At 51.6% G+C, this 25,028-nt stretch carries 24 protein-coding genes; 6 read left to right on the top strand and 18 right to left on the bottom strand.

Going from position 1 to position 25,028, the window contains the following annotated elements:
• The first annotated feature begins 46 nt into the window (after window positions 1-46).
• Together idlP and iraD are read left to right on the top strand one after the other, a co-directional pair.
• Window positions 47-130, top strand: coding sequence for an iraD leader peptide IdlP (gene idlP / locus ACJHXA_RS18395; protein WP_120795393.1), 84 nt, complete (start codon window positions 47-49; stop codon window positions 128-130).
• Window positions 127-519: an anti-adapter protein IraD gene (gene iraD, locus ACJHXA_RS18390; RefSeq protein WP_000986204.1), complete on the top strand. Its 393-nt coding sequence runs from the start codon at window positions 127-129 to the stop codon at window positions 517-519. The genes idlP and iraD overlap by 4 nt, the downstream gene beginning before the upstream one ends.
• Here the strand turns inward: iraD and hypT are convergent.
• The 4 genes from hypT to ACJHXA_RS18370 form a co-directional block, all read right to left on the bottom strand.
• Window positions 512-1,423: a hypochlorite stress DNA-binding transcriptional regulator HypT gene (gene hypT / locus ACJHXA_RS18385; protein WP_000340740.1), complete on the bottom strand. Its 912-nt coding sequence runs from the start codon at window positions 1,421-1,423 to the stop codon at window positions 512-514. The two genes, iraD and hypT, sit on opposite strands and share 8 nt — an antisense overlap.
• 64 nt (window positions 1,424-1,487) lie before the next feature.
• Complete coding sequence (gene iadA, locus ACJHXA_RS18380) at window positions 1,488-2,660, bottom strand: beta-aspartyl-peptidase (protein WP_000568417.1); 1,173 nt, start codon at window positions 2,658-2,660, stop codon at window positions 1,488-1,490.
• Between the two features lie 12 nt (window positions 2,661-2,672).
• Entirely contained in the window at window positions 2,673-3,134 is a 462-nt protein-coding gene (locus ACJHXA_RS18375) for a YjiG family protein (protein WP_000211971.1), read from the bottom strand.
• Complete coding sequence (locus tag ACJHXA_RS18370; protein ID WP_001295597.1) at window positions 3,131-3,814, bottom strand: nucleoside recognition domain-containing protein; 684 nt, start codon at window positions 3,812-3,814, stop codon at window positions 3,131-3,133. Before ACJHXA_RS18370 ends, ACJHXA_RS18375 begins: the two co-directional genes overlap by 4 nt.
• A 249-nt stretch (window positions 3,815-4,063) precedes the next feature.
• On the opposite strand from ACJHXA_RS18370, the gene kptA reads away from it, so the two are divergent.
• The gene (gene kptA / locus ACJHXA_RS18365) at window positions 4,064-4,618 is read left to right on the top strand and encodes an RNA 2'-phosphotransferase (protein WP_001151854.1); all 555 of its coding nucleotides are present in this window, start codon (window positions 4,064-4,066) and stop codon (window positions 4,616-4,618) included.
• A 12-nt stretch (window positions 4,619-4,630) separates the two neighbouring features.
• On the opposite strand, the gene ACJHXA_RS18360 is transcribed toward kptA, so the two are convergent.
• From ACJHXA_RS18360 to mdtM, 7 genes are all read right to left on the bottom strand, one after another.
• On the bottom strand, window positions 4,631-5,809 hold the full coding sequence (locus tag ACJHXA_RS18360) for an MFS transporter (RefSeq protein WP_001141202.1): 1,179 nt from the start codon (window positions 5,807-5,809) through the stop codon (window positions 4,631-4,633).
• A gap of 67 nt (window positions 5,810-5,876) precedes the next feature.
• On the bottom strand, window positions 5,877-6,737 hold the full coding sequence (locus ACJHXA_RS18355) for an SdiA-regulated domain-containing protein (protein ID WP_001298932.1): 861 nt from the start codon (window positions 6,735-6,737) through the stop codon (window positions 5,877-5,879).
• Between the two features lie 64 nt (window positions 6,738-6,801).
• The gene (locus tag ACJHXA_RS18350) at window positions 6,802-7,059 is read right to left on the bottom strand and encodes a DUF3343 domain-containing protein (RefSeq protein WP_000657676.1); all 258 of its coding nucleotides are present in this window, start codon (window positions 7,057-7,059) and stop codon (window positions 6,802-6,804) included.
• Complete coding sequence (gene yjiL / locus ACJHXA_RS18345) at window positions 7,056-7,823, bottom strand: putative 2-hydroxyacyl-CoA dehydratase activator YjiL (RefSeq protein ID WP_000222495.1); 768 nt, start codon at window positions 7,821-7,823, stop codon at window positions 7,056-7,058. Before yjiL ends, ACJHXA_RS18350 begins: the two co-directional genes overlap by 4 nt.
• A gap of 9 nt (window positions 7,824-7,832) precedes the next feature.
• On the bottom strand, window positions 7,833-8,984 hold the full coding sequence (locus ACJHXA_RS18340) for a double-cubane-cluster-containing anaerobic reductase (RefSeq protein ID WP_001298930.1): 1,152 nt from the start codon (window positions 8,982-8,984) through the stop codon (window positions 7,833-7,835).
• Between the two features lie 115 nt (window positions 8,985-9,099).
• The gene (locus ACJHXA_RS18335; RefSeq protein ID WP_001037404.1) at window positions 9,100-10,380 is read right to left on the bottom strand and encodes a DUF445 domain-containing protein; all 1,281 of its coding nucleotides are present in this window, start codon (window positions 10,378-10,380) and stop codon (window positions 9,100-9,102) included.
• 40 nt (window positions 10,381-10,420) lie between these two features.
• The gene (gene mdtM / locus ACJHXA_RS18330; RefSeq protein ID WP_001137003.1) at window positions 10,421-11,653 is read right to left on the bottom strand and encodes a multidrug efflux MFS transporter MdtM; all 1,233 of its coding nucleotides are present in this window, start codon (window positions 11,651-11,653) and stop codon (window positions 10,421-10,423) included.
• 466 nt (window positions 11,654-12,119) lie between these two features.
• On the opposite strand from mdtM, the gene ACJHXA_RS18325 reads away from it, so the two are divergent.
• Entirely contained in the window at window positions 12,120-13,064 is a 945-nt protein-coding gene (locus ACJHXA_RS18325) for an Rpn family recombination-promoting nuclease/putative transposase (RefSeq protein WP_000181113.1), read from the top strand.
• Between the two features lie 241 nt (window positions 13,065-13,305).
• Here ACJHXA_RS18325 and ACJHXA_RS18320 read toward each other — a convergent pair whose 3' ends face one another.
• Window positions 13,306-14,718, bottom strand: a complete 1,413-nt coding sequence (locus ACJHXA_RS18320) for a PLP-dependent aminotransferase family protein (RefSeq protein ID WP_000199339.1) — start codon at window positions 14,716-14,718, stop codon at window positions 13,306-13,308.
• Window positions 14,719-14,894: 176 nt separating this feature from the next.
• Between ACJHXA_RS18320 and ACJHXA_RS18315 the strand changes: the two genes are divergently transcribed.
• Complete coding sequence (locus ACJHXA_RS18315) at window positions 14,895-15,059, top strand: DUF1127 domain-containing protein (RefSeq protein WP_000394270.1); 165 nt, start codon at window positions 14,895-14,897, stop codon at window positions 15,057-15,059.
• Window positions 15,060-15,410: 351 nt separating this feature from the next.
• Complete coding sequence (locus ACJHXA_RS18310) at window positions 15,411-17,951, top strand: penicillin G acylase (protein ID WP_000797400.1); 2,541 nt, start codon at window positions 15,411-15,413, stop codon at window positions 17,949-17,951.
• Window positions 17,952-18,028: 77 nt separating this feature from the next.
• Here the strand turns inward: ACJHXA_RS18310 and yjiA are convergent, their stop codons facing one another.
• The 6 genes from yjiA to hpaA all read right to left on the bottom strand — a co-directional run bounded on the left by yjiA (window position 18,029) and on the right by hpaA (window position 25,025).
• Window positions 18,029-18,985, bottom strand: coding sequence for a GTPase (yjiA, locus tag ACJHXA_RS18305; RefSeq protein WP_001324160.1), 957 nt, complete (start codon window positions 18,983-18,985; stop codon window positions 18,029-18,031).
• Window positions 18,986-18,995: 10 nt separating this feature from the next.
• A complete protein-coding gene (locus tag ACJHXA_RS18300; protein WP_000467859.1) occupies window positions 18,996-19,199 on the bottom strand; it encodes a YbdD/YjiX family protein in 204 nt (67 codons plus the stop codon).
• Window positions 19,200-19,248: 49 nt separating this feature from the next.
• Window positions 19,249-21,399, bottom strand: a complete 2,151-nt coding sequence (gene btsT, locus ACJHXA_RS18295) for a pyruvate/proton symporter BtsT (protein ID WP_001298933.1) — start codon at window positions 21,397-21,399, stop codon at window positions 19,249-19,251.
• A gap of 392 nt (window positions 21,400-21,791) precedes the next feature.
• A complete protein-coding gene (locus ACJHXA_RS18290) occupies window positions 21,792-22,304 on the bottom strand; it encodes a 4-hydroxyphenylacetate 3-monooxygenase reductase subunit (protein WP_001175455.1) in 513 nt (170 codons plus the stop codon).
• A gap of 17 nt (window positions 22,305-22,321) precedes the next feature.
• The gene (gene hpaB, locus ACJHXA_RS18285) at window positions 22,322-23,884 is read right to left on the bottom strand and encodes a 4-hydroxyphenylacetate 3-monooxygenase, oxygenase component (protein ID WP_000801473.1); all 1,563 of its coding nucleotides are present in this window, start codon (window positions 23,882-23,884) and stop codon (window positions 22,322-22,324) included.
• Between the two features lie 250 nt (window positions 23,885-24,134).
• Window positions 24,135-25,025, bottom strand: coding sequence for a 4-hydroxyphenylacetate catabolism regulatory protein HpaA (hpaA, locus tag ACJHXA_RS18280; protein ID WP_000332891.1), 891 nt, complete (start codon window positions 25,023-25,025; stop codon window positions 24,135-24,137).
• Between the last annotated feature and the right edge of the window lie 3 nt (window positions 25,026-25,028).

Raw genomic sequence — 25,028 nt, 5'->3', positions numbered from 1 at the left:
GCCTGTCTCAGACTGACATGGATGTAATGAACAAAAGGGAATGGCTATGGAAAATGAGCATCAATACAGTGGTGCCCGGTGTTCAGGGCAAGCCGCATATGTTGCTAAACGTCAGGAGTGCGCAAAATGATGCGCCAATCACTTCAGGCTGTTTTACCTGAAATTTCAGGCAATAAAACGTCATTGCTGCGTAAATCGGTATGCAGCGATATCCTCACTCTTTTTAATTCTCCTCATTCGGCATTACCGTCATTACTTGTTTCAGGCATGCCAGAGTGGCAAGTGCATAACCAGAGCGACAAACATCTCCAGAGCTGGTATTGCCGTCAGCTGCGTTCTGCACTGTTATTTCATGAGCCACGGATTGCGGCGTTGCAGGTTAATTTTAAAGAAGCGTACTGCCACACTCTGGCGATCAGCCTTGAGATAATGCTGTACCACGACGGTGAACCGCTAACGTTTGATCTGGTCTGGGATAATGGCGGTTGGTGTAGTGCGATGCTGGAGAATGTCAGCTAAGCACAATCTCCAGCTCGCGCAGTTCACGCCAGAAGCGTTCGGCAACTGGATTCATGCGGGTATTCATTCGGTATGCATAGGCCTGAATCGGGATCACCAGTTCGTCCCGATTCAGTACAACGAGCTTCCCGCTGCGAATTTCTTGTTGGATGGCGTACTCCGGCAGCCAGGCAATCCCACAGCCGTCGAGGGCAACCTGCTTTAAAAGCTCGCTCATCGAAGAGACAAAAAAGGTGCTGAAACTTAACTCACTGTGGCGCGTCAGGGTGCGATTAATCAATCGCCCCATGTAGGAGTTGCGGCTGTAATTCAGTAACGGAAAGTGTGGCTGCGCGAGGTTAAAAAGTGCTTCTCCGTGTTCGTCACTGGCGCAGACAGGGAACAATTGAGATTCAAATAAGCGAATGTGGTCAAACGGCGCTTCCAGCAAATCTTCGTCGTGAAAGGAAAAAATACAGTCACTTTGCCCTTCACGCAGTTTATCGACCGCTTCATCGACATCAATAGCTTCAATTGCCCAGGTAAAGAGCGGCGGCATCTGGCTGATAATGGACGGTAACAGCCCGAGGGAAAGAGAGTGTGCAGCGGCTATCTTGATTTTTCGTTGCGCGTAATCGCTGCCGCCACGCAGCTCTGCCAGATTGCTCTCTAACTGTTGCAACAGATGGCGGATCTGCGAATGGAAGATTTTCCCTTGTTCTGAGAGTTGCAGCGGCGTTACCTGGCGGTTAAACAATTCAACACCAATCGCCTGTTCCAGCGCACGGATGCGGCGGCTGAATGCCGGTTGCGAGACGTTGCGACTGACTGCCGCCTGGGAAAAATTGCGGCATTTTTCCAGGGTCAGAAAATCATAAAGCCATTTGGTTTCAATATTATGCAAAATCGCACCACAGTCATCCATTACGTTTTACTCTGTCAGCCGCCCTTGCGGGCATTCTACGTCCATTCGGGCGGCTGACAACCGTTTAAGCCGTTTCAAACGTTCCTTTCACGCAGGCTTTGCCGTCTTTGACCATCAGTTTGCCGCGAGCGTATACCTGCTCAATGCGCAGTTCTGGCGTCATGACCAGCAAGTCAGCATCATTGCCTGGCAGAATTTCGCCTTTCCCGGTCAGGTTAAGGAAACCGGCTACGCTACTGGTGAGCGGGCGCAGGGCATCGCTGATACTGAAATCATAGTCTTTGACCAGCACCTGCACGGTTTCCAGCAACGTTTCAAAACCGGCAACACCGATATGGGTTAAATTCCCTTCGTCATCGAAGAACGGCTGGCTACCGTTGCCGTCGGAGCTGAGGGTGACGCGTGCCAGCGGAATACCCGCCTGAACGGCGCGGGCAATACCTTCGGCAGGGGCGACCGGTTCGTCAATGCTGCTGGTGATATCGATAGTGCCGCCTTTGCGCGCGAACTCCAGCGCCTGCTCAAACAACGGAACGTTGCGGTTAACGTGGGTCGGCAGCAACTTGCTGATCGGCACATCGCAGTTTTCCAGCAGGTCATAGACAGGCTGTAACGCCTTTTTGCTGTCGCCCATGTGGAACACGGTGACGCCAGGTTTACCGCCGAGCAAACCGCCAACGCGGGATTCCGCCGCCATATTAGCCAGGTGATAAACGTCCGGTGCGGCAGAACGGTGATCAGAGATGGCGCATTTCACGCCAATCACACGATCGATAATCGCCACGTCTTTTTCCACGGAACCTGTAATGGTGCGGGAAGGGACATGATAAGCGCCGGTCAGCATCCAGGCGCTGATGCCTTCTTCATTGAGCGCACGGGTCTTGGCGAGCAGGGATTCCGGGTGGCGAGAGATAGAGTCGGTGCCCAGCAGACCAACCACTGACGTGACGCCCGCTTCCGTCAGGCGACTTAGCGCCACTTCTGGCGTGCGCGTCGTGGGACCTGCTTCGCCGCCACCACCAATCAAATGGACGTGTTGATCAATAAAACCAGGACAGAGGATCTGCCCGCTGAGATCGACAACCGTGCAGTCCGGTACAATGTCAGAAGGGATATTGCTGGCAACGGCGATAATTTTGCCGTTAGCGACGAGGACATCGCAAATTCCCCGATCTTCCGGCGCATACAAATGCGCTCCCTGCAGCAGGGTAAAACCGGCTGCGGTATAATCAATCATGGTAACTCCTTGTTAAACAATAAGCTGCATAACCCAGATCGACAGCAATGCGTTAATCACGCAGACCGTAATGATATGCGGGTAATATTTGGCATTCACTTCGGCTGTCCCCAGGCAGCGACCGACATTTTGCACCGGGTTGCCCATTAAATACATCGCGGGCAGTAAAACGGTGACATCGTGACCGGTTAATGCGCCGGCGGTCGCCAGACTGGCGGCAACACCGACTGCGCCGCCCATACTCATTAATGCGGCTAAAAGGACGGTTGCCGCTTCACCGGGTAATCCCCACAGCGCCATTACGGGTTCACAGATATGCCCCACCCAGTCGAGCAGGCCGGTAATTTTCAGCGCCTGAATGATGACAAACGCCATCACCACGTTTGGCAGCAGGTTGGTCGTGGCGATAGTAAAGCCACGGCGCGCACCATCGATAAACATATCCATGACATTTTTGCGGACCTGAGTTGTCATGCTTGCGCTCCTTGCGTTGGGTTGCGACGTTCTTCGAAGTTAAGCCAGACGCGCAAAATGTTGGCTCCGACAAATTTAAACACCAGGATGACGGCTAAAGGTACGATTACGGACGTGCCCAGAAAGGCAAACACCGCGACGCCGGAAGAGAAGTAGTTGGTGATGATGGCGCTACCGCTGGTTTGATATGCGGCGAAAATCACTTTATCGCGTTCGGTAATTTCCCCTTCCTGCGCCAGCTCTTTGGTCATACCGGCGGCGGCATCCGTGTTTTGCAGGTTAGCGATCAGCGCCAGCGAGCAGATCCCTGGAATGCCCAACAACGGTTTTAGCACAGGTGTCATTAACTGCTGCGCGGCGCGTAATCCACCAAGACCATCGGTAATTGAAATAATCCCCAGAGAGAGAATGACTGACGGTGCCAGCTCCAGCGCAAAGAGAAAGCCATCTTTAGCCCCCGCGCCACCCGCCCCGCGAAATGAGGTGGTGGCTCCGTTCGCACCAGGCAGTTGCCCAAACGATCCGTTCAGAACGGAAAAATCAAAAACGCGCCACCAGCTGTCTGTTCCGGAAAAAACACCGGAAAAAAAGATTATGGTGAGAAAAAAAGCCAGATACCCTTTAATGCCCACTTTTTCTGTCGCCAGCTCCCCGGCTACAGCATCCCCTTGTTGTGTCATAACAATCCCCATTGTTTTTTTGTGTTTGTGTGTTGCTTGAGCCAGGAAAATTCCTGGAGCTGAAAAACCTTATCAGCCATGTGGGTATGGGGAAAATGCAAGTATGTTTCTGGCTATGCGTTTTTTGCATAGCGGAAAAATTATGCTGTGTGGAAAAGGCTCTGCGCAGGATTGAGTTGCAGAAAATTCATAAACCCAGTGACAATGACATCAGTAAATAAAAACAGAAAATCCAGGGACGAAAACGAGATGGCAAAGTACAACGAAAAAGAGCTGGCGGATACGAGCAAGTTTTTAAGTTTTGTCCTCCGACACAAACCGGAGGCGATAGGTATCGTACTGGACCGTGAAGGATGGGCGGATATCGATAAGCTCATACTTTGTGCCCAAAAAGCGGGCAAGCGGTTAACCCGTGCATTGCTGGATACCGTGGTCGCTACCAGTGATAAAAAACGTTTTAGTTATTCCAGTGATGGTAGGTGCATCCGCGCGGTTCAGGGGCATTCGACTTCGCAGGTCGCCATTTCCTTTGCCGAAAAAACACCGCCACAGTTTCTCTACCACGGTACGGCAAGCCGTTTCCTTGACGAGATAAAAAAACAGGGGCTGATTGCAGGGGAGCGTCATTACGTACATCTCTCTGCTGATGAAGCAACGGCACGCAAAGTGGGAGCAAGACACGGATCGCCGGTTATCTTAACCGTCAAAGCACAGGAAATGGCGAAACGAGGCATCCCTTTCTGGCAAGCGGAAAACGGGGTCTGGCTGACATCAACGGTTGCTGTTGAGTTTCTTGAGTGGTAAGGGAAACACTCCTCATGAAGTGACCACTTGCAGCTTAAATAATTGTACTGTGCTGATAAGCGCAGCAATAAACAACGCCGCCGCGCCGCAGAGAGTGGCGCCGGCAAGCGCCGATGTTCCATTGCCGAGCATACTGGTCAGCGCCGGGCCGAGGATTTGTCCAATGCCGTAAATGAGCGTCACAAAGCCTAAAAGATTGAGATTTCCCGGAACGCTCAGTTGGCGGGCGATAGTCATCACCAGAGATGTCGTGCCCATAAAGGTACCGCCAAAACCGATACTACTAATGATAAGCAAGAGAGGAGAGTCGCTGGCGAGAGTAAGCAGCACACTGATAGCCTGCACCAGCAAATTCGCCGTCAGGCAAGGCAAAGCCCCCCAACGTTTTGCTGCCCATAGCCAGCCAAAGCAGCCTGGCACAATTGATAAGCCGACTAACGTCCAGAGATGGGCGGTTAACAATGGTGAGCCTGCATCTTTCGCCATGAGCGGCAGGTAAGTCGCGACGATGATATAACCAAATCCCGCAAGGCCGTACAGAATAGCCAGTAACCACCAGCTCATTATCTGTTGCTCCGTTTTTGCCAATGGCATTGGTGCGATGGCGTGTTTTTTCGAGGGCATTAAAAGCGTAAGTGCAATCAGCATCATGCCAGAAAGCGCCCCGGCGCCTTGCCATAACGTTTGCGAGGATAAGGCAAAATGCAGGCCTGCCAGAACATATTCGTTGCCCAGTGCAATGCCAATGCCAACGCCAGAAAACAAAGCTGCCAGCACAAAAGGATGGCGCGTGTGCTGCATAATCAGCGTCGAACCAAAAATCAGCATACCGGCGCTGGCGACACCCGCCAGGAAGCGAATCAATAACACCAGAATAAATGGCGGCAACCATGCCATTGCGAGGATCAACAACCCGCTCGCCAGGGCAGAAACCAACAGAAATGGGCGTAGGCGCGACGGCTGGTGAAATGCGCCAAACGAAAATAGCAGACTGCCAGCCAGATACCCCGCATAGTTGCCGCTGGCAATCCACGAGAGCTGGCTAAATGAAAACGCCCCTTCCGCCATCATGACGGGCAACATAGGCGTATAAAGGAAGCGACCTAATCCCATACCTAGGGTCAGAACCAGCATCCCGAAAAGCGCGGTGCTGAAAGAAAAGCGTTCTACGGGATGCGAGGACGAAGGCATGTTTAACCTTGTATGTCATTTTTGTTGTTAACAAGTTAATAACAAAAAGGTGAAATATGCCAGCCTGTTAATGCGATGATTTAGGGGTAAAGCGATAAAAACGATTTGGTTCGCTAACGATATAAATATTACCAGAGGCATCCATCGCAATCCCTTCGGCCTGTTTGATGTTATGCGACAAACCTCGACTACCTTTGGTTAGTGATATTTCACCGATAACCTCGCCAACCAGGGTTACTTCCTGGAGTGCGCGAGATTCATGAGACAGCACCAGAAGCGTATTTTTTTGCTGGTTAAATTCTGCGCCGGACACATCATCTAAAGTAAATTGCCGTTGTAGTGCCTCGTCTTTGCTGATGTGTAATTCATTGCTACTTAACAGCCCGTTAACTTTGTAGACCTCAATCGGATTTTTCTCTTTAAAAAACCAGAAAGTGTGATCCTGGCGAGAATAAGCCAACCCTTCAAAACCGCAATTGGTTGGGGAGTCTTGCAGCGGGATTTTTATTTTTTTGAGGATTTTTACTTCCGAGTTTGGGGTCAGTGAAATCACATAAATGGCGTAATCGCGCTCATCGCTAATGACAAACTGATTATCGCCAATGTATTCGATCGTCTCGAGATCCTTAACAAAATCCAGAGGAATTGTGCGGATAAAATCACCATTGGTGGTCATTTCAACAATGGCGGCAGGTTTGTTGATAGTGCTAAAAAGAGTATTGCTTTGTGCCGACCAGGTCAGCGAAGAGATATTATTCGTTATGCCTGCAATTTCTTTGCCGTCAATGGTGGCGTGGTAATTCTGAAATGATGCTGCATGATTGCTTTTACGGGCGCAAGATTGCACGAAGAAAGTACACACTGCCACAATGGCAAAAAGAATCACAATAACGGAGATGCGTTTACTTAACGAAATACTTTTTGTCACGGTAATCCCTTTAAGGCAAATCAATAAGATATCGAGAAGTATACGTAGCGACCTTAATGAATCCTTAACGCGGAGAAACCCGGTAATGTGCAATGCAGCGCCAGACACCATCCTGCTGACAATAAATTGACTCAGTCAGCCCAGGGATCACCCATTGTATTTCCTCGCCGGGGGGACAGGTCAGCCAAATGCATAACCCGCAGCCGCCGCGTAAATCACGGGGAATATCGCTGACGCGAAAAGTCATGCCCGCTGCCTGCAACGCCTTGCGGGTTTGTATGACGCCGACCGTGGAGTGAAATAAAAATAAAAACTCTTTCATCGGCGTGTCCTCACTCGTTGACCAATTACCGCCGCGCCAATTGCGCCAGCAAATTGCGCATCAGGATGGGTATTTACCGGCATTCCCAGATGAGATTCCAGCATCCGGGCAAACGTCTGGCAATGACTAACGCCACCAGTAAACAGAATCGGCGCTTCACAGGAGAGACGAGCAATGAAATTGGCACTCCTCCGCGCCATCGCGTTAATCACTCCGGCGAGAATCGCTTCTGGCGCGACGCCCGCTGAGCGCAGGCTGATCACTTCTGATTCGGCAAACACTGTGCACATACTCGTGATGGCGTGCGGCGTGACATTTTCGGTAATGCTGTCGAGTTGCTCGACGCTGGTGCCAAGCGTGCGCGAGATCACCTCCAGGAAACGCCCGGTGCCCGCCGCGCATTTGTCATTCATCAGGAAATCGCACAGGTTACCGTCATCATCAAGCTGAATCACTTTGCTGTCCTGACCACCGATGTCGATTACCGCGCGCGTTGCTGGCGCAAGAAACCGTGCGCCCAGCCCATGACAGGAGATTTCCGTCACTTGTTTATCGGCAAAATCCACCAGTTGCCGTCCATAGCCGGTGAGCGTCAGAAACGGCGTTGTCTCTAACCCTTCGCGCAGAGTTTCCCAGGCTTCAGTAATTGCTGTTGCCGGACGAAAGGGTGTTGGAACGAGGAAACGGCGCGTAATCACGCCGTCTGCCAGTAAGATCCCTTTGGTGGCGGTAGAACCAGAATCAATGCCAATCGAATATGTCACTGCCACTCCTTACAGCATCTCAATAAAGGCCGCGACACGGGTACTGAGCTGCCCGACATCTGAGGTGGAGTAGTCTGTTTCAATAGCGATATAAGGAATGTTGTGCTGCTGACGCACATGACGTTTAATCGCCAGCGATTCCACCGCGTAGGTATGGCACGCCTGCAAAATCACATCAACTACGCCATCGACCTGATATTCTTCCACCATCTGGCTGAGCATTTGCAGGCGCTGATCGTTCGGCGAAACACAGGAGCAGCCAATCGCCAGATATTTATCCGCCAGTGCGTCGTAGACATCGCCCGTTTCTGCCACGCATTGCTCGGTCGCTTTCGCCCCGGTGCAGTTTTCATAACCGACAACCCAGCCGCCATTCTCTTCAATCGCGCGCACCACTTTTTCTGCTGCGCCGCCAATCGGGCAGCCGGTGATTAAAATGCGTGGACGCAGGGCCAGCCGCTGGCCTTCTTCCCACTGCTGACGAACGCGGGCTGTCATCGCGTCCAGTTCATTGATCAACGCCTCTTTATCGAACCGGAAGGTTGCGCCGTAGACCACTTTCAGAATGTCGCTGCCGCTAAGCGCCGGAGGATTTAACTGCCCAAGATGATAAAAATTAGCCAGTGCGCGACGTTCGCGGTTTTTCAGCGCAATGGCATCGCGCAGAGCATCTTCGCTAATCTCGTGCCCAAAACGTTCTTCTACCGTTTTTTGCAAGCGCAGCATCTCGGCTTTCCATAACGCACGCGAGGCATCGTCCTTAACGCTGTTCGGCAACTGCATCACATGAACGGGCTTAAACTCCGCCATGTATTCATACATTTTCTTTTTGCCGTCGCAGGTGGTTTCACCGACCACCAGATCCGAAAAGTAGAAGTAGGGGCATTTATCGGTTTTGCCAAAGCCGTAGCTGCTTTTAATCAGCGGGCAGAGGTTGCGCGGCAGATCTTTCTCCGCTTCTTCAATGGTTTCATCAGAGGTAGAACAGAGCGAAACCACAACCGCACCGGCTGCCATCGGGATCTCTTGCGGCATAAAGGTGCAGTAAGTGCCAACCAGCGGAATGCCGCGCTCCTTGAGATCCATGACGGTGAGAAAGCCTTTCTGGCGAGCTTCAGAGAACTGATCGAAAATGGCGGGTAGATCGGTGATAAGTGACATGATTTTCCTTCCCCGTACCACGGGAGATAATGAAAAGAGGCCACATTATTACCATTCTTTTAGTGTGGTTTATTTGATCTCTCTCGCGGTTAGCCACTTAGTTTTTCATGGATTTCTAAAAATTGCTGAGGGGGAACAAGGCCGGGAGCTGCGACAACAAATATAAAATTAGCCCAATACAACCGCCAACCAGCGTACCGTTGACACGGATAAACTGCAGATCTTTGCCGATATTTAACTCGATTTGCCGCGACATATCCCGCGCATCCCAGCTTTTTACTGTATCGCTGATGTGGCGCGTCAGGAATGCGGAAAACTCAGGCGCGACGCGGTGCGCGGCTTGTTCCAGGTGACCATTTAACGACGCCCGCAAGGCATCATCGGCAATTAACGTTTCGCCAAACCATTGACCCGCCCGCGCGATACGTTCTTTCACACGAGAATCTTCACTGTTGATATCCGCTTTCAGCCACTCCCGTAAATCCCCCCACAATTCACTGAGATAGCGGTTAAAAGCTTCATCTTCTTTCAGATAACTTTTTACGGCATCGGCTCGCGCTGCCATTTCCGGATCGTTTTTCAACTTGTCGATCAGGGCAAAAGTGGCGCGATCAAACGCATGACGGATCTGATGCGCACGATCACGGCTGATATCATCAAGCAAAGAATTCACCGCGTCAGAAACCAACTCCGCGCTATGTTCGCCCAACCATTCGGTGGGGAGAATTTTGGCTTTCAGTGGATGCTCACTCTCCAGCCAGCGAACAATCTGCTGGGCAATAAACTTGCGCGATTTATCGCGCTGGAGAAGGGCGATCAACTGTGCGATCAGCGTATCCAGTAGCACCTGATGACGATCGTTTTTGGTCATACTCTCCAGCATCAACGCACTGGTGCCGGAAAGATCGACCTTATCAATCGCCCGATGGACCGCGCGCTTAAGCAGGCGCTGAATACGCGCATCATCGGTCAGTTCAAGAAAACCGCTCATGATCTGCAACAGATGCTGACCAACGCGGCGGGCATTTTCTGGCTGACTAAACCAGTTGCCAATCAACAACACCGGTTCGTGGCGTCGAATCAATGCCACCAGCGACTGGGTATCGAGAAATTTTTCCTGCACGAACTGGCCGAGATTTTCGCCAATCCGGTCTTTATTACGCGGGATAATCGCCGTATGACGAGAAATGATCGGAATCGGCACGCGGCGAAACAGCGCCACCACCGCAAACCAGTCCGCCAGCGCGCCGACCATCGCCGCTTCAGCAATCGCCTTCACGCCGCTCACCCAAAAATTGGGCGGCAAAAACAGCGTAACGACAAAGGTAGCAGCGGCGATAAGCAGTAAAGAGAGCGCCAACATTTTGGCGCGTCTGAGTTCAATGAGTTTATTCATAACGTTAAGAATAGAGCCTGACGGCAGGATCGCGCAAAAATCACCACTCCTCCGCCAGCTCGGCAGCCTGATGTTGGCGCACGCGATTAAGCAATCCTGCCAGGGTGAAAACGACGATAACGCCCGCCACGACGGCTAACAGATGAAACGGCAAGCGACCGCCGTTAAACCACAGCCAGCGGCCGATTTCGACCGAGACCGACATCACCATCAGGATCACCATATTCAGCGATGCGGAGACGGTCCCTTTCGGTAAGTTATTGGAAAAAAGCGTAAAGCGGAATAAGGTCGGGAAGATCAAACCAATCCCGAAAGCATACAAACTGGTGCCCAGCACCGACCACAGCCAGACGTGCGGTGACAGCAGATTGCCGATAATCAACAGCGCGAGGCCGACCAGTTGAATGGGTACAGCACGCCAGATAAAGCGCGGTTCGGTCGGATCTTTAACGAAACGCGCCACGATGGCATTCGCGACAATCACCGCGCCGAACACCGGAACCTGTGTCCAGGCGAACTGCGAAGTTGTTAAGCCGCCCGCGTCGATCAGGATCACCGGCGAGACAGCCACCCAACTCATCATTGGGATATAGCTTAAAGAGATGGTTGCTGCGCCAAAGAGGAACAGCCGATTGCAAAAGACATTACGAAAATCGCGAAAGACGCTTTTGGCGCTAAATGGAACCGCGCCGCGCTTCACCGTCTCTGGCATCGCCAGCAGTAAGCCAACAAATGAGATAAAACCCATAACTGCAATGATGGCAAAAAGGACTTTCCAGTGCACAAAGTGCATCAGAGCTGCGCCGGAAAGCGGGCCAATAATCGGCGCAATCAGTACGATGGAGGTGATAATCGCCATCAACTTGATCCCTTTTGTCTGGCCGAACGCCTCCTGCACCGTGACATAACCAACGGTGGCAATAAAACAGATACTGGTGCCCTGAATTGCACGCGCGATAAGAAACTGTGTCATAGACGTTGTGAACATTGTCGCAGCGCAGGCAAGGGTAAATATTAGCGCCCCGGTAATCAGCACCGGCCTGCGGCCAATCCTGTCGGAAAGCGGCCCCAGCAGCCACTGTAACGCCATACCGCCCGCGAGATAGAGACTGACGGCTGCCGGGGCCAGACTGACATCGGCATTAAAATCACGGACCACATTAATGATCCCCGGCTGGATCAGATCCGTCGACAGGTACGCGGCAAAGTCATACAAAATCAACGCCATCGGGAAAAACAGCGTGGCGGCATGGCGGGCAAAAAAACGTGGCATAACAAACAACTCCTTGTCCGGAGAACCCCAACGGGGAAAACGAAATTCAATACCGTCGGTAATGACGAAAGGCAGGCGAGAAGGACAAATGTACTGAATTTCATGTAATCAACCACACTGCCTGTGAACACACAGACAGAGAAATACCTTCTGACTCCAGGTCAGAATGTATAACGATTACAAATAGTCATCAGCACATTACACCTCTTTAATTGATGGGTTGCATAGAAAATATACACCTTAAGTGTAATTAAAATTTGCGGTTAATCAAAAGAGCGCGGTGGAAAGGGGAATATCTGCCGGGTACAGGAAATGTAAAACGCGAGCCTGTTTCCGAAAAAATGTATCGTTTGCAGAAGAATAAAAATAGCCTGGAAAGCGCCTCGGGGAACGGGAAATTGCCGGGTGAGAATGGTTTTGTTAGCCGCTAAAGTCGGGCCATCTTATCTACAGGTGACGGATCGCCATGACAAACTTCTCGACCAGCACGCCGCATGACGCATTATTTAAGTCCTTTCTCACGCACCCTGGCACCGCGCGGGATTTTATGGAGATCCACTTACCTAAAGATTTACGTGAACTGTGCGATCTCGACAGCTTAAAACTGGAATCCGCCAGCTTTGTCGATGAAAAATTGCGGGCGCTACACTCCGATATTCTGTGGTCGGTAAAGACCCGTGAAGGTGATGGTTATATTTACGTAGTGATTGAACATCAGAGCCGCGAGGATATTCATATGGCGTTTCGCCTGATGCGATATTCCATGGCGGTGATGCAGCGCCATATCGAGCATGATAAACGCCGGCCGCTACCGCTGGTTATCCCGATGCTGTTTTATCACGGTAGCCGTAGTCCTTACCCCTGGTCCCTGTGCTGGCTGGACGAATTTGCCGCCCCGACTACCGCACGGAAACTTTATAGCGCAGCGTTCCCGCTGGTGGATGTCACTGTCGTGCCAGACGACGAGATTGTGCAGCATCGCAGAGTCGCCCTGTTGGAGTTGATCCAAAAGCATATTCGCCAGCGCGATCTGATGGGGCTTATTGACCAACTGGTAGTATTACTGGTTACAGAGTGTGCTAATGACAGCCAGATAACTGCGCTGTTAAATTACATTTTACTGACTGGCGATGAAGCGCGTTTTAAGGCGTTTATCAGCGAACTTACCCGTCGAATGCCACAACACAGGGAGCGAATAATGACGATTGCAGAGCGAATTTATAATGATGGATGGCTGTTGGGGATGGAAAAGGGGAAAGAAGAAGGGGAACAACGCCTCCTTAGATTGTTGTTGCAGAATGGGGCCGATCCTGAATGGATACAAAAGATTACCGGACTTTCGACAGAGCAAATGCAGGCATTAGAGCAGCCCTTGCCTGAAATCAAGCGCGATCCATGGATCGAATACTAATCAGAGACGGATGACAAACGCAAAGCTGCCTGATGCGCTACGCTTATCAGACCTACATTTCCTCTGCAATCTATTGAATTTGCGCGGTTTGTAGGCCGGATAAGGCGTTCACGCCGCATCCGGTATGAACGAAGCACACTTTGCCTAAGCCATGCTGGAACGTGGCGATGACCCTGCAAAGATACAACGAGTTACAGGCGATTCGTGAGAGGAAATCAGGTGCTTCGCCACTAATTCGAATTTATTCCATTGCCCGATACACGGCCTCGCCAATTTGCTTTAGTGCTTCGCGATAGGTTTCGCTGAGCGGCAAAGCGCAGTTGATGCGTAGACAATTACGGTATTTGCCGGAAGCCGAGAAAATCGAGCCTGCTGCCACCTGGATATTCATGCGGCACAGCTGCCGCGCAACGCAGACCATATCGACCTGTTCAGGCAATTCTATCCACAGTAAAAATCCGCCTTTCGGGCGCGTAATACAGATTTCGCAGGGAAAATATTCCCGTATCCAGCAGGTATAAAGCGCCAAATTGCGCTGATAGCTCTGCCGCATCCGCCGGATATGGCGATGATAGTGACCTTCCAGCACAAACGTTGCCGCCGCCATTTGCGTGGACGGCACATTAAAGCTGCTGATGGCGTATTTCATATGCATCAGTTTATCGTGATAACGCCCCGGTGCGACCCAACCCACGCGCAGGCCTGGAGCAATACTTTTACTGAACGAGCTGCACAACAACACTCGCCCGTCGATATCCCATGAATGGATGGTCCGCGGGCGCGGATACTCCGTTGCCAGTTCGCCGTAGACATCATCTTCAAAAATCACAATATCATGACGCTGAGCGAGAGAGAGAACGGCCCGTTTGCGTGCGTCCGGCATAATAAATCCCAGCGGATTATTACAGTTTGGCACCAGAATGATGCCTTTAATCGGCCACTGTTCCAGCGCCAGTTCCAGTGCTTCAACGCTGATGCCAGTTTCTGGATCGGTTGGGATTTCAATCACTTTCACGCCCATGCCTCGCAGCATCTGCATCGAACCGTAATAACAGGGAGATTCGACCGCGACAATATCGCCCGGTTTACACACCGCCATTAACGCCAGCGACATCGAGTTATGGCAGCCGCTGGTGATGATGATGTCATCGGCGGTGACCACCGAGCCGCTGTCGAGCATCAGGCGGGCAATCTGCTCCCGCAACACTCGCTGACCGGCTAACAAGTCATAACCGAGAACGGTTTGCAGATTATGCTGCACCACCCGGCTTAGCTCACGCCACAGCGGTTTCAGGCTGGGCGTTTCGACATCCGGCGTGCTTTTGCTTAACGGAACAATGGAATTGTCGCTATGCGCCTCCAGCATATCCAGCACCTGATCCCACTGGGTAATTTCCACCGGGCGCTGCACCGGACGCGTCATCGGCGGTACAGGCGGCTGGGCTTTACGTTGTGCGACAAAATAACCCGAACGCGGCTGCGGAGTGATGAGCCTCATCGTTTCCAGCGTCTGATACGCCTGTTGCACGGTGCTGATGCTGACGCCGTGCTCCTGACTTAAGCTGCGCACCGACGGCAATTTCTCCCCGTGACGATACAGCCCTTGCTCAATCCGCTCGGCAAGTAGAGTCGCCAGATGTTGATAACGCGTCATGCTGTATTCCTTATTTGGCCCATACAGAAAGAAAAACCGGTACAGATGAGGCTAAAAAACCGGATGCAGATGCTGTTTTAACCTGTCTGTATGTTAAATAAAACTAATATTTGCATCTGTATTGTGAACTGCCAGAAGGCGGATGATGAAGCCTCTGAAAGATGAGGAGGCAGCAGATGGAATTTCACGAAAACAAAGCCAAAACGCCGTTTATCAGACTTGTGCAACTCTGGCATGCGGTGAGGCGTTGGCGGCGGCAAATGCAGACCCGACGAGTGTTACAGCAGATGAGTGATGAACGGTTGAGGGATATTGGGTTACGCAGGGAGGATGTGGAGTGAACTATGGGCGGCGTGTTGGCAAATGCTGCCTGTCTGCATTCAAAATTGCTACAAAATCCAACCATAAAAGTCGTTTACAACATATTTTTCTGATTTACATACAGATAATGACCTGAGCTGTCTCTCTGGGGGTCATCATCTATGCGTCCGGGGGATCTGTCACAAAAAGGAATAGAACAAAATCATCAGCGGTGAATAAAGCGATTCGTTTTAGATCACATTAATGAAATTTTTGTATCAAAAATTAGTTATCGCGCTCACAGTTCATAATGAAACAATTCTCTGCAAATAGATAACCGAAGCTTCGTTGCTAGTATCAATTCGCTAATTATACACCTGCCAGAGGATACAATGAAAAATAGAAATCGTATGATCGTGAACTGTGTTACTGCTTCCCTGATGTATTATTGGAGCTTACCTGCACTGGCTGAGCAGTCGTCAAGTGAGATAAAGATTGTTCGCGATGAATACGGCATGCCGCATATTTATGCCAATGATACATGGCACCTATTTTATGGCTATGGCTATGTAGTAGCACAAGATCGCCTTTTTCAGATGGAAATGGCACGTCGCAGTACTCAAGGGACTGTCGCGGAAGTGCTTGGCAAAGATTTTGTGAAATTTGATAAAGATATCCGTCGTAACTACTGGCCGGATGCTATCCGGGCGCAAATTGCTGCCCTTTCCCCAGAGGATATGTCCATTCTGCAAGGCTACGCTGATGGAATGAATGCCTGGATTGATAAGGTAAATACCAATCCAGAGACGCTCTTACCAAAACAGTTTAATACATTTGGCTTTACTCCTAAGCGCTGGGAACCGTTTGATGTCGCGATGATATTTGTGGGCACCATGGCAAACCGCTTCTCTGATAGCACTAGCGAAATTGATAATCTGGCACTGCTAACGGCTTTAAAAGATAAATATGGTGTATCACAAGGCATGGCGGTATTTAATCAGTTGAAATGGCTGGTAAACCCATCAGCGCCAACCACTATTGCCGTACAAGAGAGTAACTACCCACTTAAATTTAATCAGCAAAACTCGCAAACAGCAGCTCTGTTGCCACGCTACGATTTACCTGCACCAATGCTTGACCGACCAGCAAAAGGGGCGGATGGCGCACTGCTGGCGTTAACAGCAGGGAAGAACCGGGAAACTATTGCTGCACAATTTGCACAGGGTGGTGCCAATGGTCTGGCGGGGTATCCAACGACCAGCAATATGTGGGTGATCGGCAAAAGCAAAGCCCAGGATGCGAAAGCAATCATGGTAAATGGTCCGCAGTTTGGCTGGTATGCGCCTGCGTATACTTATGGTATTGGTCTGCACGGTGCTGGTTATGATGTCACTGGCAATACACCATTTGCCTATCCTGGGCTGGTTTTTGGTCATAATGGTGTGATTTCCTGGGGATCAACGGCAGGTTTCGGCGATGATGTCGATATTTTTGCTGAACGGCTGTCGGCAGAGAAACCAGGCTACTACTTGCATAATGGTAAGTGGGTGAAAATGTTAAGCCGTGAGGAAACCATTACGGTGAAAAATGGTCAGGCAGAGACCTTTACTGTCTGGCGTACGGTGCATGGCAACATTCTCCAAACTGACCAGACGACACAAACGGCTTACGCTAAATCCCGCGCATGGGATGGTAAAGAGGTGGCGTCTTTGCTGGCCTGGACTCATCAGATGAAGGCCAAAAATTGGCAGGAGTGGACACAGCAGGCAGCGAAACAAGCACTGACCATCAACTGGTACTATGCTGATGTAAACGGCAATATTGGTTATGTTCATACTGGTGCTTATCCAGATCGTCAATCAGGCCATGATCCGCGATTACCCGTTCCTGGTACGGGAAAATGGGACTGGAAAGGGCTATTGCCTTTTGAAATGAACCCTAAGGTGTATAACCCCCAGTCGGGATATATTGCTAACTGGAACAATTCTCCCCAAAAAGATTATCCCGCTTCAGATCTGTTTGCCTTTTTGTGGGGTGGTGCAGATCGCGTTACGGAGATCGACCGACTGCTTGAGCAAAAGCCACGCTTAACTGCTGATCAGGCATGGGATGTTATTCGCCAAACCAGTCGTCAGGATCTTAACCTGAGGCTTTTTTTACCTACTCTGCAAGCAGCGACATCTGGTTTGACACAGAGCGATCCGCGTCGTCAGTTGGTAGAAACATTAACACGTTGGGATGGCATCAATTTGCTTAATGATGATGGTAAAACCTGGCAGCAGCCAGGCTCTGCCATCCTGAACGTTTGGCTGACCAGTATGTTGAAGCGTACCGTAGTGGCTGCCGTACCTATGCCATTTGATAAGTGGTACAGCGCCAGTGGCTACGAAACAACCCAGGACGGCCCAACTGGTTCGCTGAATATAAGTGTTGGAGCAAAAATTTTGTATGAGGCGGTGCAGGGAGACAAATCACCAATCCCACAGGCGGTTGATCTGTTTGCTGGGAAACCACAGCAGGAGGTTGTGTTGGCTGCGCTGGAAGATACCTGGGAGACTCTTTCCAAACGCTATGGCAATAATGTGAGTAACTGGAAAACACCTGCAATGGCCTTAACGTTCCGGGCAAATAATTTCTTTGGTGTACCGCAGGCCGCAGCGGAAGAAACGCGTCATCAGGCGGAGTATCAAAACCGTGGAACAGAAAACGATATGATTGTTTTCTCACCAACGACAAGCGATCGTCCTGTGCTTGCCTGGGATGTGGTCGCACCCGGTCAGAGTGGGTTTATTGCTCCCGATGGAACAGTTGATAAGCACTATGAAGATCAGCTGAAAATGTACGAAAATTTTGGCCGTAAGTCGCTCTGGTTAACGAAGCAGGATGTGGAGGCGCATAAGGAGTCGCAGGAAGTGTTGCACGTTCAGAGATAATTAAGCCCGAAAGCCCTCATATTCTGGAGGAATATGAGGGTGATAAAGTCTCAGGTATTGTGATGTTGGAGGGCTGGTTACTTTTTGAGTCCCGCAAACGCCGCCCGAATCTCATCCTCCGGCAACTGAATCCCGATAAACACCATCGTGCTATGCGGTTTTTCATCGCCCCATGGCCTGTCCCAGTCGGCGCTGTAGAGGCGCTGGACGCCCTGGAACAGCAGGCGGTTAGGTTCGCCGTCAATCCACAGCATCCCTTTGTAACGCAGCAGTTTATCCGCCGATTCCAGCAGCAGGTTTTCCATCACCCGGGAAACTTCGCTGATATCTACCGGGTAATCCAGTTCCACCACAATCGACGAAATATCGTTTTGTTTGTCCGCGATAAAATGGAAACGCGGTTTGGTGCTGACGACGTTTTCTTCCAGCATAAAACCGTTGGTGTTGAACAGCAGACCCAGGTCGATGTCGCCGTGGGTGACGGTGTAGACCGGTGCACGGGCGTTGATGCGTGCCAGACGTTCACGCAGTTTTTCTGCTTCGCCTGCGACGTCGGTTTTAGTCAGCAGAATACGGTCGGCGTAGCCCACCTGGGACTGGGCGATGGTGAACTGGTTCATCTGCTCATCGGCATGTACCGCATCCACCAGCGCAATCACGCCGTCCAGCAGGTAGCGCTGGCATAAAATCTCATGGGAGAAAAAGGTTTGAATAATCGGGCCAGGATCGGCCATGCCGGTGCATTCAATGACCAGACGATCGAACTGAATATTGCCCTTGTCGAGATTATCCAGCAGGTCGAGTAGCGCGTCCTCCAGCTCGTTGGAGCGCGAACAGCAGATGCAGCCGTTGGTCAGCGTTTTGATCTGCGTTGCGCGATCACCAATCAATTGATCATCAACGGAGACTTCGCCGAATTCGTTTTCAATCACGGCAATCTTGTAGCCGTGTTGTTCATTAAGAATATGGCGCAGCAGGGTGGTTTTGCCCGCGCCTAAAAAACCGGTGAGTAGGGTAACTGCAATCGGGTTCATGCTCTCTCCATTAACAACAGCGCATACCGCCTTTACCATCGCCGCCGTAGCGTGCGTTCTGGCGTTCGCGGAAGAATTCTTCATAGCTCATGTACGGCTTGTCGGGATGGTTGGTCTTCATATGCTCGACGTAGTTGTCATAGTCTGGAATGCCAATCAACATCTTCGCCGCCTGGCCGAGATATTTTTTTGCCTGTCCTAAGTTACCAAACATAGTTCACTCTGATAAGAACAAAGCCCCGCCGAAGCGGGGCTAAACACGGTTAGTGGTGCGAAGAGATCTTCACGCCGCCTTCCGGGATTGGAACGTACGGAGTTTCTTTGTCAGTACGTTTGTCGCTGTTACGCACCGCAAGCCAGGTTTTGAAACCGTAGAAGATGATGCTGTACACCACAATCAGGAACAGAATACTCAGGCCTGCGTTGGTGTAGTTGTTTACAACGATGTGGTTCATGTTGGCAATCTGCTGCGCCGTCAGGTCAGTACCGTTAGCAATCTTCTCTTTGTACTGGCTTGCCATGTAGAAGAAGCCTTCCATCTGCGGGTTGGTGCTGAACAGTTTCAGGCCCAGCGCCCAGGTGGTGCAGATAAGCAGCCATACAGCCGGAACAACAGTTACCCAGATGTATTGGGTGCGCTTCATCTTAATCAGCACAACGGTGCCCAGTACCAGCGCTACGGCTGCCAGCATCTGGTTGGAAATACCGAACAGCGGCCACAGGCTCTTAACGCCGCCCAGCGGATCGACCACGCCCTGATACAGCAGGTAGCCCCACAGACCCACACAGCCCGCAGTACCGATGATACCGGCAACCAGAGAGTCGGTTTTTTTCAGGAACGGGATGAAGTTACCCAGCAGGTCTTGCAGCATAAAGCGGCCAGAACGAGTACCCGCATCCAGCGCGGTCAGGATGAACAGGGCTTCGAACAGAATACCGAAGTGATACCAGAAGCCCATGTCAGCCATCGGCAGCACTTTGTGGAACACGTGAGCGATACCTACCGCCAGCGTTGGCGCACCACCTGCACGGTTCAGGACAGAAGGCTCACCAATGTCTTTCGCGGTTTGCAGGATCTGCTCTGGCGAAATCACGAAGCCCCAGGAGCTGACGGTCGCTGCCGCGTGTGCGGTAACGTCTTTCAGCTGCGCCATGATGATCGGCGCGTTCTCGCCACCCATTTCATGCAGGTTAGGCATGGTGATGCCAAGGCCAGCAGGCGGGGTGTTCATCGCGAAGTAAAGACCCGGTTCGATGATGGACGCAGCAACCAGCGCCATAATCGCCACGAAGGACTCCATCAGCATTGCGCCGTAGCCAATGAAACGCGCGTCGGTTTCATTAGCCAGCAGTTTCGGCGTCGTACCGGAAGAGATCAGTGCGTGGAAGCCAGATACCGCACCACAGGCGATGGTAATGAACAAGAACGGGAACAGAGCACCTTTCCACAGCGGGCCAGTACCGTCAATGTACTGGGTCATCGCAGGCATTTTCAGTTCCGGGTTCAGCACCACGATACCCAGCGCCAGGCCGACGATAACGCCGATTTTCAGGAAGGTTGCCAGATAGTCGCGCGGTGCGAGGATCAGCCACACCGGCAGCAATGCGGAAACAAACGCATAGCCAATCAGCGCGAAGGTAATGGTGGTGTCTTTAAAGGTCAGTGCCGGACCCCAGTACGGATCGTGAGCAATCACGCCACCGAAGTAGATAGAGGCAACCAGCAGCACGATACCAATGACAGAGACTTCACCCACACGCCCCGGACGGATAAAGCGCATGTAGATACCCATAAACAGCGCAATCGGTACGGTTGAGCAAACGGTGAAGACACCCCACGGACTTTCGGCCAGGGCTTTAACCACAATCAGCGCCAGGACGGCAAGGATGATGATCATGATTAAGAAACAGCCAAACAGCGCGATAGTCCCCGGTACTGGCCCCATCTCTTCTTTGATCATCTCACCGAGAGATGCGCCGTTACGGCGAGAGGAGATAAACAGCACCATAAAGTCCTGTACCGCACCGGCCAGCACTACCCCCGCCAGCAGCCACAGCGTGCCAGGCAGGTAGCCCATCTGTGCGGCGAGAACCGGACCGACCAGCGGACCAGCACCGGCGATAGCGGCGAAGTGGTGACCAAACAACACGTAACGGTTGGTCGGAACGTAGTTCAGACCGTCGTTGTTAATAACCGCAGGCGTCGCGCGCGTGGGGTCGAGTTTCATCACCTTCTGGGCGATGTACAGACTGTAGTAGCGATACGCCACCAGATACACCGACACAGAGGCGACCACGATCCACAGGGCGCTGACGTGCTCCCCCCGACGTAATGCAACTACCGCGAGGCAGAATGCACCGATGATTCCGAGAATCACCCAGGGTATGTGCTTGAATAGTTTTTTCGTATCCATAGTAAAACCTGGCATTTTACTCGTCGTCTTTTGGCTTACAGGTGCGGCAGTTGCGTTCGTTCACCCCTGTCACTTACTGTTGTAAGCTCCCGGGGATTCACTCACTTGCTGCCTTCCTGCAAACCAAAATTCATAGAGTAATTTGTTAATCATAGGCCGAAGCCGTTCTAGGTTTGCGTTGCGTTTGAGGAGGTAAATTGACCGCTATCCTGCAGTGATGTTGCCAGAGTTACGCGCGCGTAAAGTAAGGTAAATAACTGAGTGGTTATTTTAGGGACGTAAGCGGTCAGGAATGGCGGTGAGCGGTTGGGCAAGAATTATTCATCGGGTGGATATGTGATTGAGATCACAATAAAAATGCCCCTTCGACGAATGCGTGAAGGGGCTGGAGCTTAAATCGCAGCTTCCATTTCCAGCATCACCGGATGGAAACGGCGTTTAAAGTAGATAAGTCCGTGACCTTCTGCACTGAGGATGATGTTTTTAATCTCCACCAGATACACCAGATGTGTGCCAATTGCCTGCACATCGCGGATCTCACCTTCAAGACTGGCCAGCGAACCTTTTAGCACCGGCTGCGCCAGCGGACCTTTTTGCCAGCATGAGAGGCTAAAACGCTCTTCCATCGCCATGCCCGTCATGCCCGCGAAGTGGCGTGCCATCAGTTCCTGCTCATGGTTGAGGACGTTGACGCACAACTTGCCGTTGCCCTGAAAAACCGGGTTCATCGCACTGTTGGCGTTAATGCACACCATCAGCGATGGTGGTGTATCCGTGACCGAGCAGACGGCCGTTGCCGTAATCCCGCATTGTCCGGCGTCGCCCTCGGTGGTGATAATATTTACCGCTGCCGACAGGCTGGCCATCGCGTCACGAAAGCGCAGGCGCTGTTCATCTAATTGCATCTTAACCTCCTGCTGCGTTATTTCAGCAGCTTATCCAGCATGTTGATATCGTCGTTGTTGTGCAAGTGCGGCACAGTCCAGCCGTTCTGGTCGTATTCCGACAGGCAGCGATCAACCATCGCCATCATCTTGTCCATATTGCCGGAGCTTTGTGCCTGGCGCAGACACTGTAGGCGAATCTCATCCTGGCTACCGGAGTAGTTGATTTCATACAGTTCGTGGCGACCACCAAACTCGCTGCCAATGGCGTCCCACATCAGTTTGAGGATCTTGATGCGCTGGACGTGATCCATACCATTCGAACCGCGCACATACTTCGCCAGATACTGGTCGATCTGCGGATTGTTCAGGTCACGGGCACTGGAAGGGAGATAGATCAGGCCACTGGTAACGTTGCGTTCGATAATGTTTTTGATCTTCGCGTAGGCCATTGGTGCCAGTACGCGATAGGTTTGCAGTGCGGCATGATCCGGTAAATAAGCCCCGTTGACCCACGGCGTCGCTTCAGAACACATCGAGTCACTCAATGCCCAGAAGGTGTTGCGCCACGCCACCACTTCACCGAGATCGGCCTGTACACCACGGAACTCCAGGGTGCCGGTACATTCGAGAGATTTTTTCAGCAGTGCTGTAATGAAGTCTAATTTCACTGCCAGGCGCACACAGGCTTGCAGCGGATACATACGGGCAAAACCGCCTTCCATTGTCCAGCGACGGCAGCGATCGAAATCGCGGTAGATCAGTACGTTTTCCCATGGGATCAGCACGTTATCCATCACCAGAATCGCATCGTTCTCATCGAAGCGGCTGGAGAGCGGGTAGTCGTATGGCGAGCCGGTAGCACCCGCGACCATCTCATAAGAGGCGCGGGAGATTAATTTCACGCCATCGGCATCCATTGGCGCAACGAACATCAGTGCGAAGTCCGGGTTTTCGCCCATCACTTGTGCCGAGCCGAAGCCAATCATGTTGTAGTGAGTCAGCGCCGAGTTGGTGGCAACCACTTTCGCACCGCTAACGATAATCCCGGCGTCAGTCTCTTTTTCCAGCTTGATGTAAACGTCTTTCACTTTATCGGTCGGCAAATGACGATCGATCGGTGGGTTAACAATCGCGTGGTTAAAGTAGAGGCCAGTTTCCTGAATACGGGTGTACCAGTTACGGGCGTTCTGCTCGAACTGACCGTAAAAGCCCGGATTCGCGCCCAGTGCGCAACCGAAAGCAGCTTTGTAGTCTGGGGTACGGCCCATCCAGCCATAGCTCAGGCGTGACCACTCAGCGATGGCATCGCGTTGCTGGCGCAGGTCGTCGGCACTTTTCGCCACGCGGAAGAATTTATGGGTATAGCCGCCGCTGCCGGTGTCGGTGTTCCAGCACAGAGAGTCCTGCATCTCCGGTTTGTGTAGCGCGTCGTACAGTTGGGCAACAGACGCTGCCGCATTACGAAATGCCGGATGAGTAGTGACGTCTTTCACTCGCTCGCCATAGATATAGATCTCGCGACCATCCTGCAGGCTTTTCAGATACTCTTCCCCGGTGAACGGACGTTGGGTACTGGCGCGGAAATCTTCTGGTTTCATGTCGACCTCTACAGTATTAATCGGAATACGATTGTTAATTTTGTGTGTTGTTTTTGTTATTCAATTGAAGCTTGCAGGGGCGATTACGGGAAGAGACTTTTGGGACAATGGCTGGTACTTTTCAGGTCGGGTACGGTTTTGTGATCGAGGTCGCTTTTAGCGATTTTTGACGTTACTAAATCCCCTTGCTCCAGGCGGAGAAAGGGGAATAGCAGGTGGTGCCTGGTTTCCCGTTAAGGCTAAGGGATTTTCACGTCACAGGTACTTTTTTGGCGCGATAAGCACTGGGCGAGCAACCGACTAAGCGATTAAAAAAGCGCGCAAAATAAGCCGGATCCTTAAAACCGAGTTGCCAGGCAATATTGTTCACGGCGTTATCAGAAAACAGCAGCAGCCGCTTGGCTTCTCGCAGCTGCCTGTCGAAAATCAACCGTTTTGGCGGACGGTTGGCAAAGCGACGGCAGATGTCCGTGAGTCGTGATTCGGTGATATGCAGTTCGTTAGCGTAATCCGGTACTGTCCAGTGCTGATGAAAATGGCTTTCAATCAGCATATTAAAACGCTGGAACAGTTTTAATTCTCCGCGCATCCCGCTGGCGGCATGGTCGTCGAGTTTTGCGTTACGCAGCAGTAGGGTGAACACTGCCTGTGCCAGTAACGTCAGGGTGTGTTCCCGTCCAGGCAGTTGTTCCACCGATTCCCGCTCTATCAGTTGCCAATAGTGTTCCAGCGCCGCCAGTTCGTCGGGTTTATCTGCCAGTGACAGGCAAATCCCCGGCAGGCCGAAGGTTTCCCGAGTGCCCGGATAAAGAACTTCCAGCAGGGGCCAGATCAGATCTTCCCGTACCGTCAACACATGACCGTCGGCGTCAGACTCCGTAATAAACGCATGAGGTACTGACGGCGGCGTCAGGACAAACAGGGGCGCTTCCACCGAGTAGCGATGATCGTCAAGTTGTAGCTCAATCTGTCCGCTATTGAGGAAATGCATCTGAAAGTACTGTTCGTGGCGATGTGGCAGCATATGGCGGCCAAAAAAGGCCGCCATGCGGGCGAACGACTGATAATGCACATCGTCCGTGCCCAGGCTTTCATCGTACTCTTTGCTGATATCAATATTGGCAATCTGACGGTCACACATCGT

Source organism: Escherichia sp. WS33 (genome assembly GCF_046486385.1).
Taxonomy (GTDB): Bacteria; Pseudomonadota; Gammaproteobacteria; order Enterobacterales; family Enterobacteriaceae; genus ECMA0423.
This window is presented reverse-complemented; position numbering and strand designations above follow the sequence as displayed.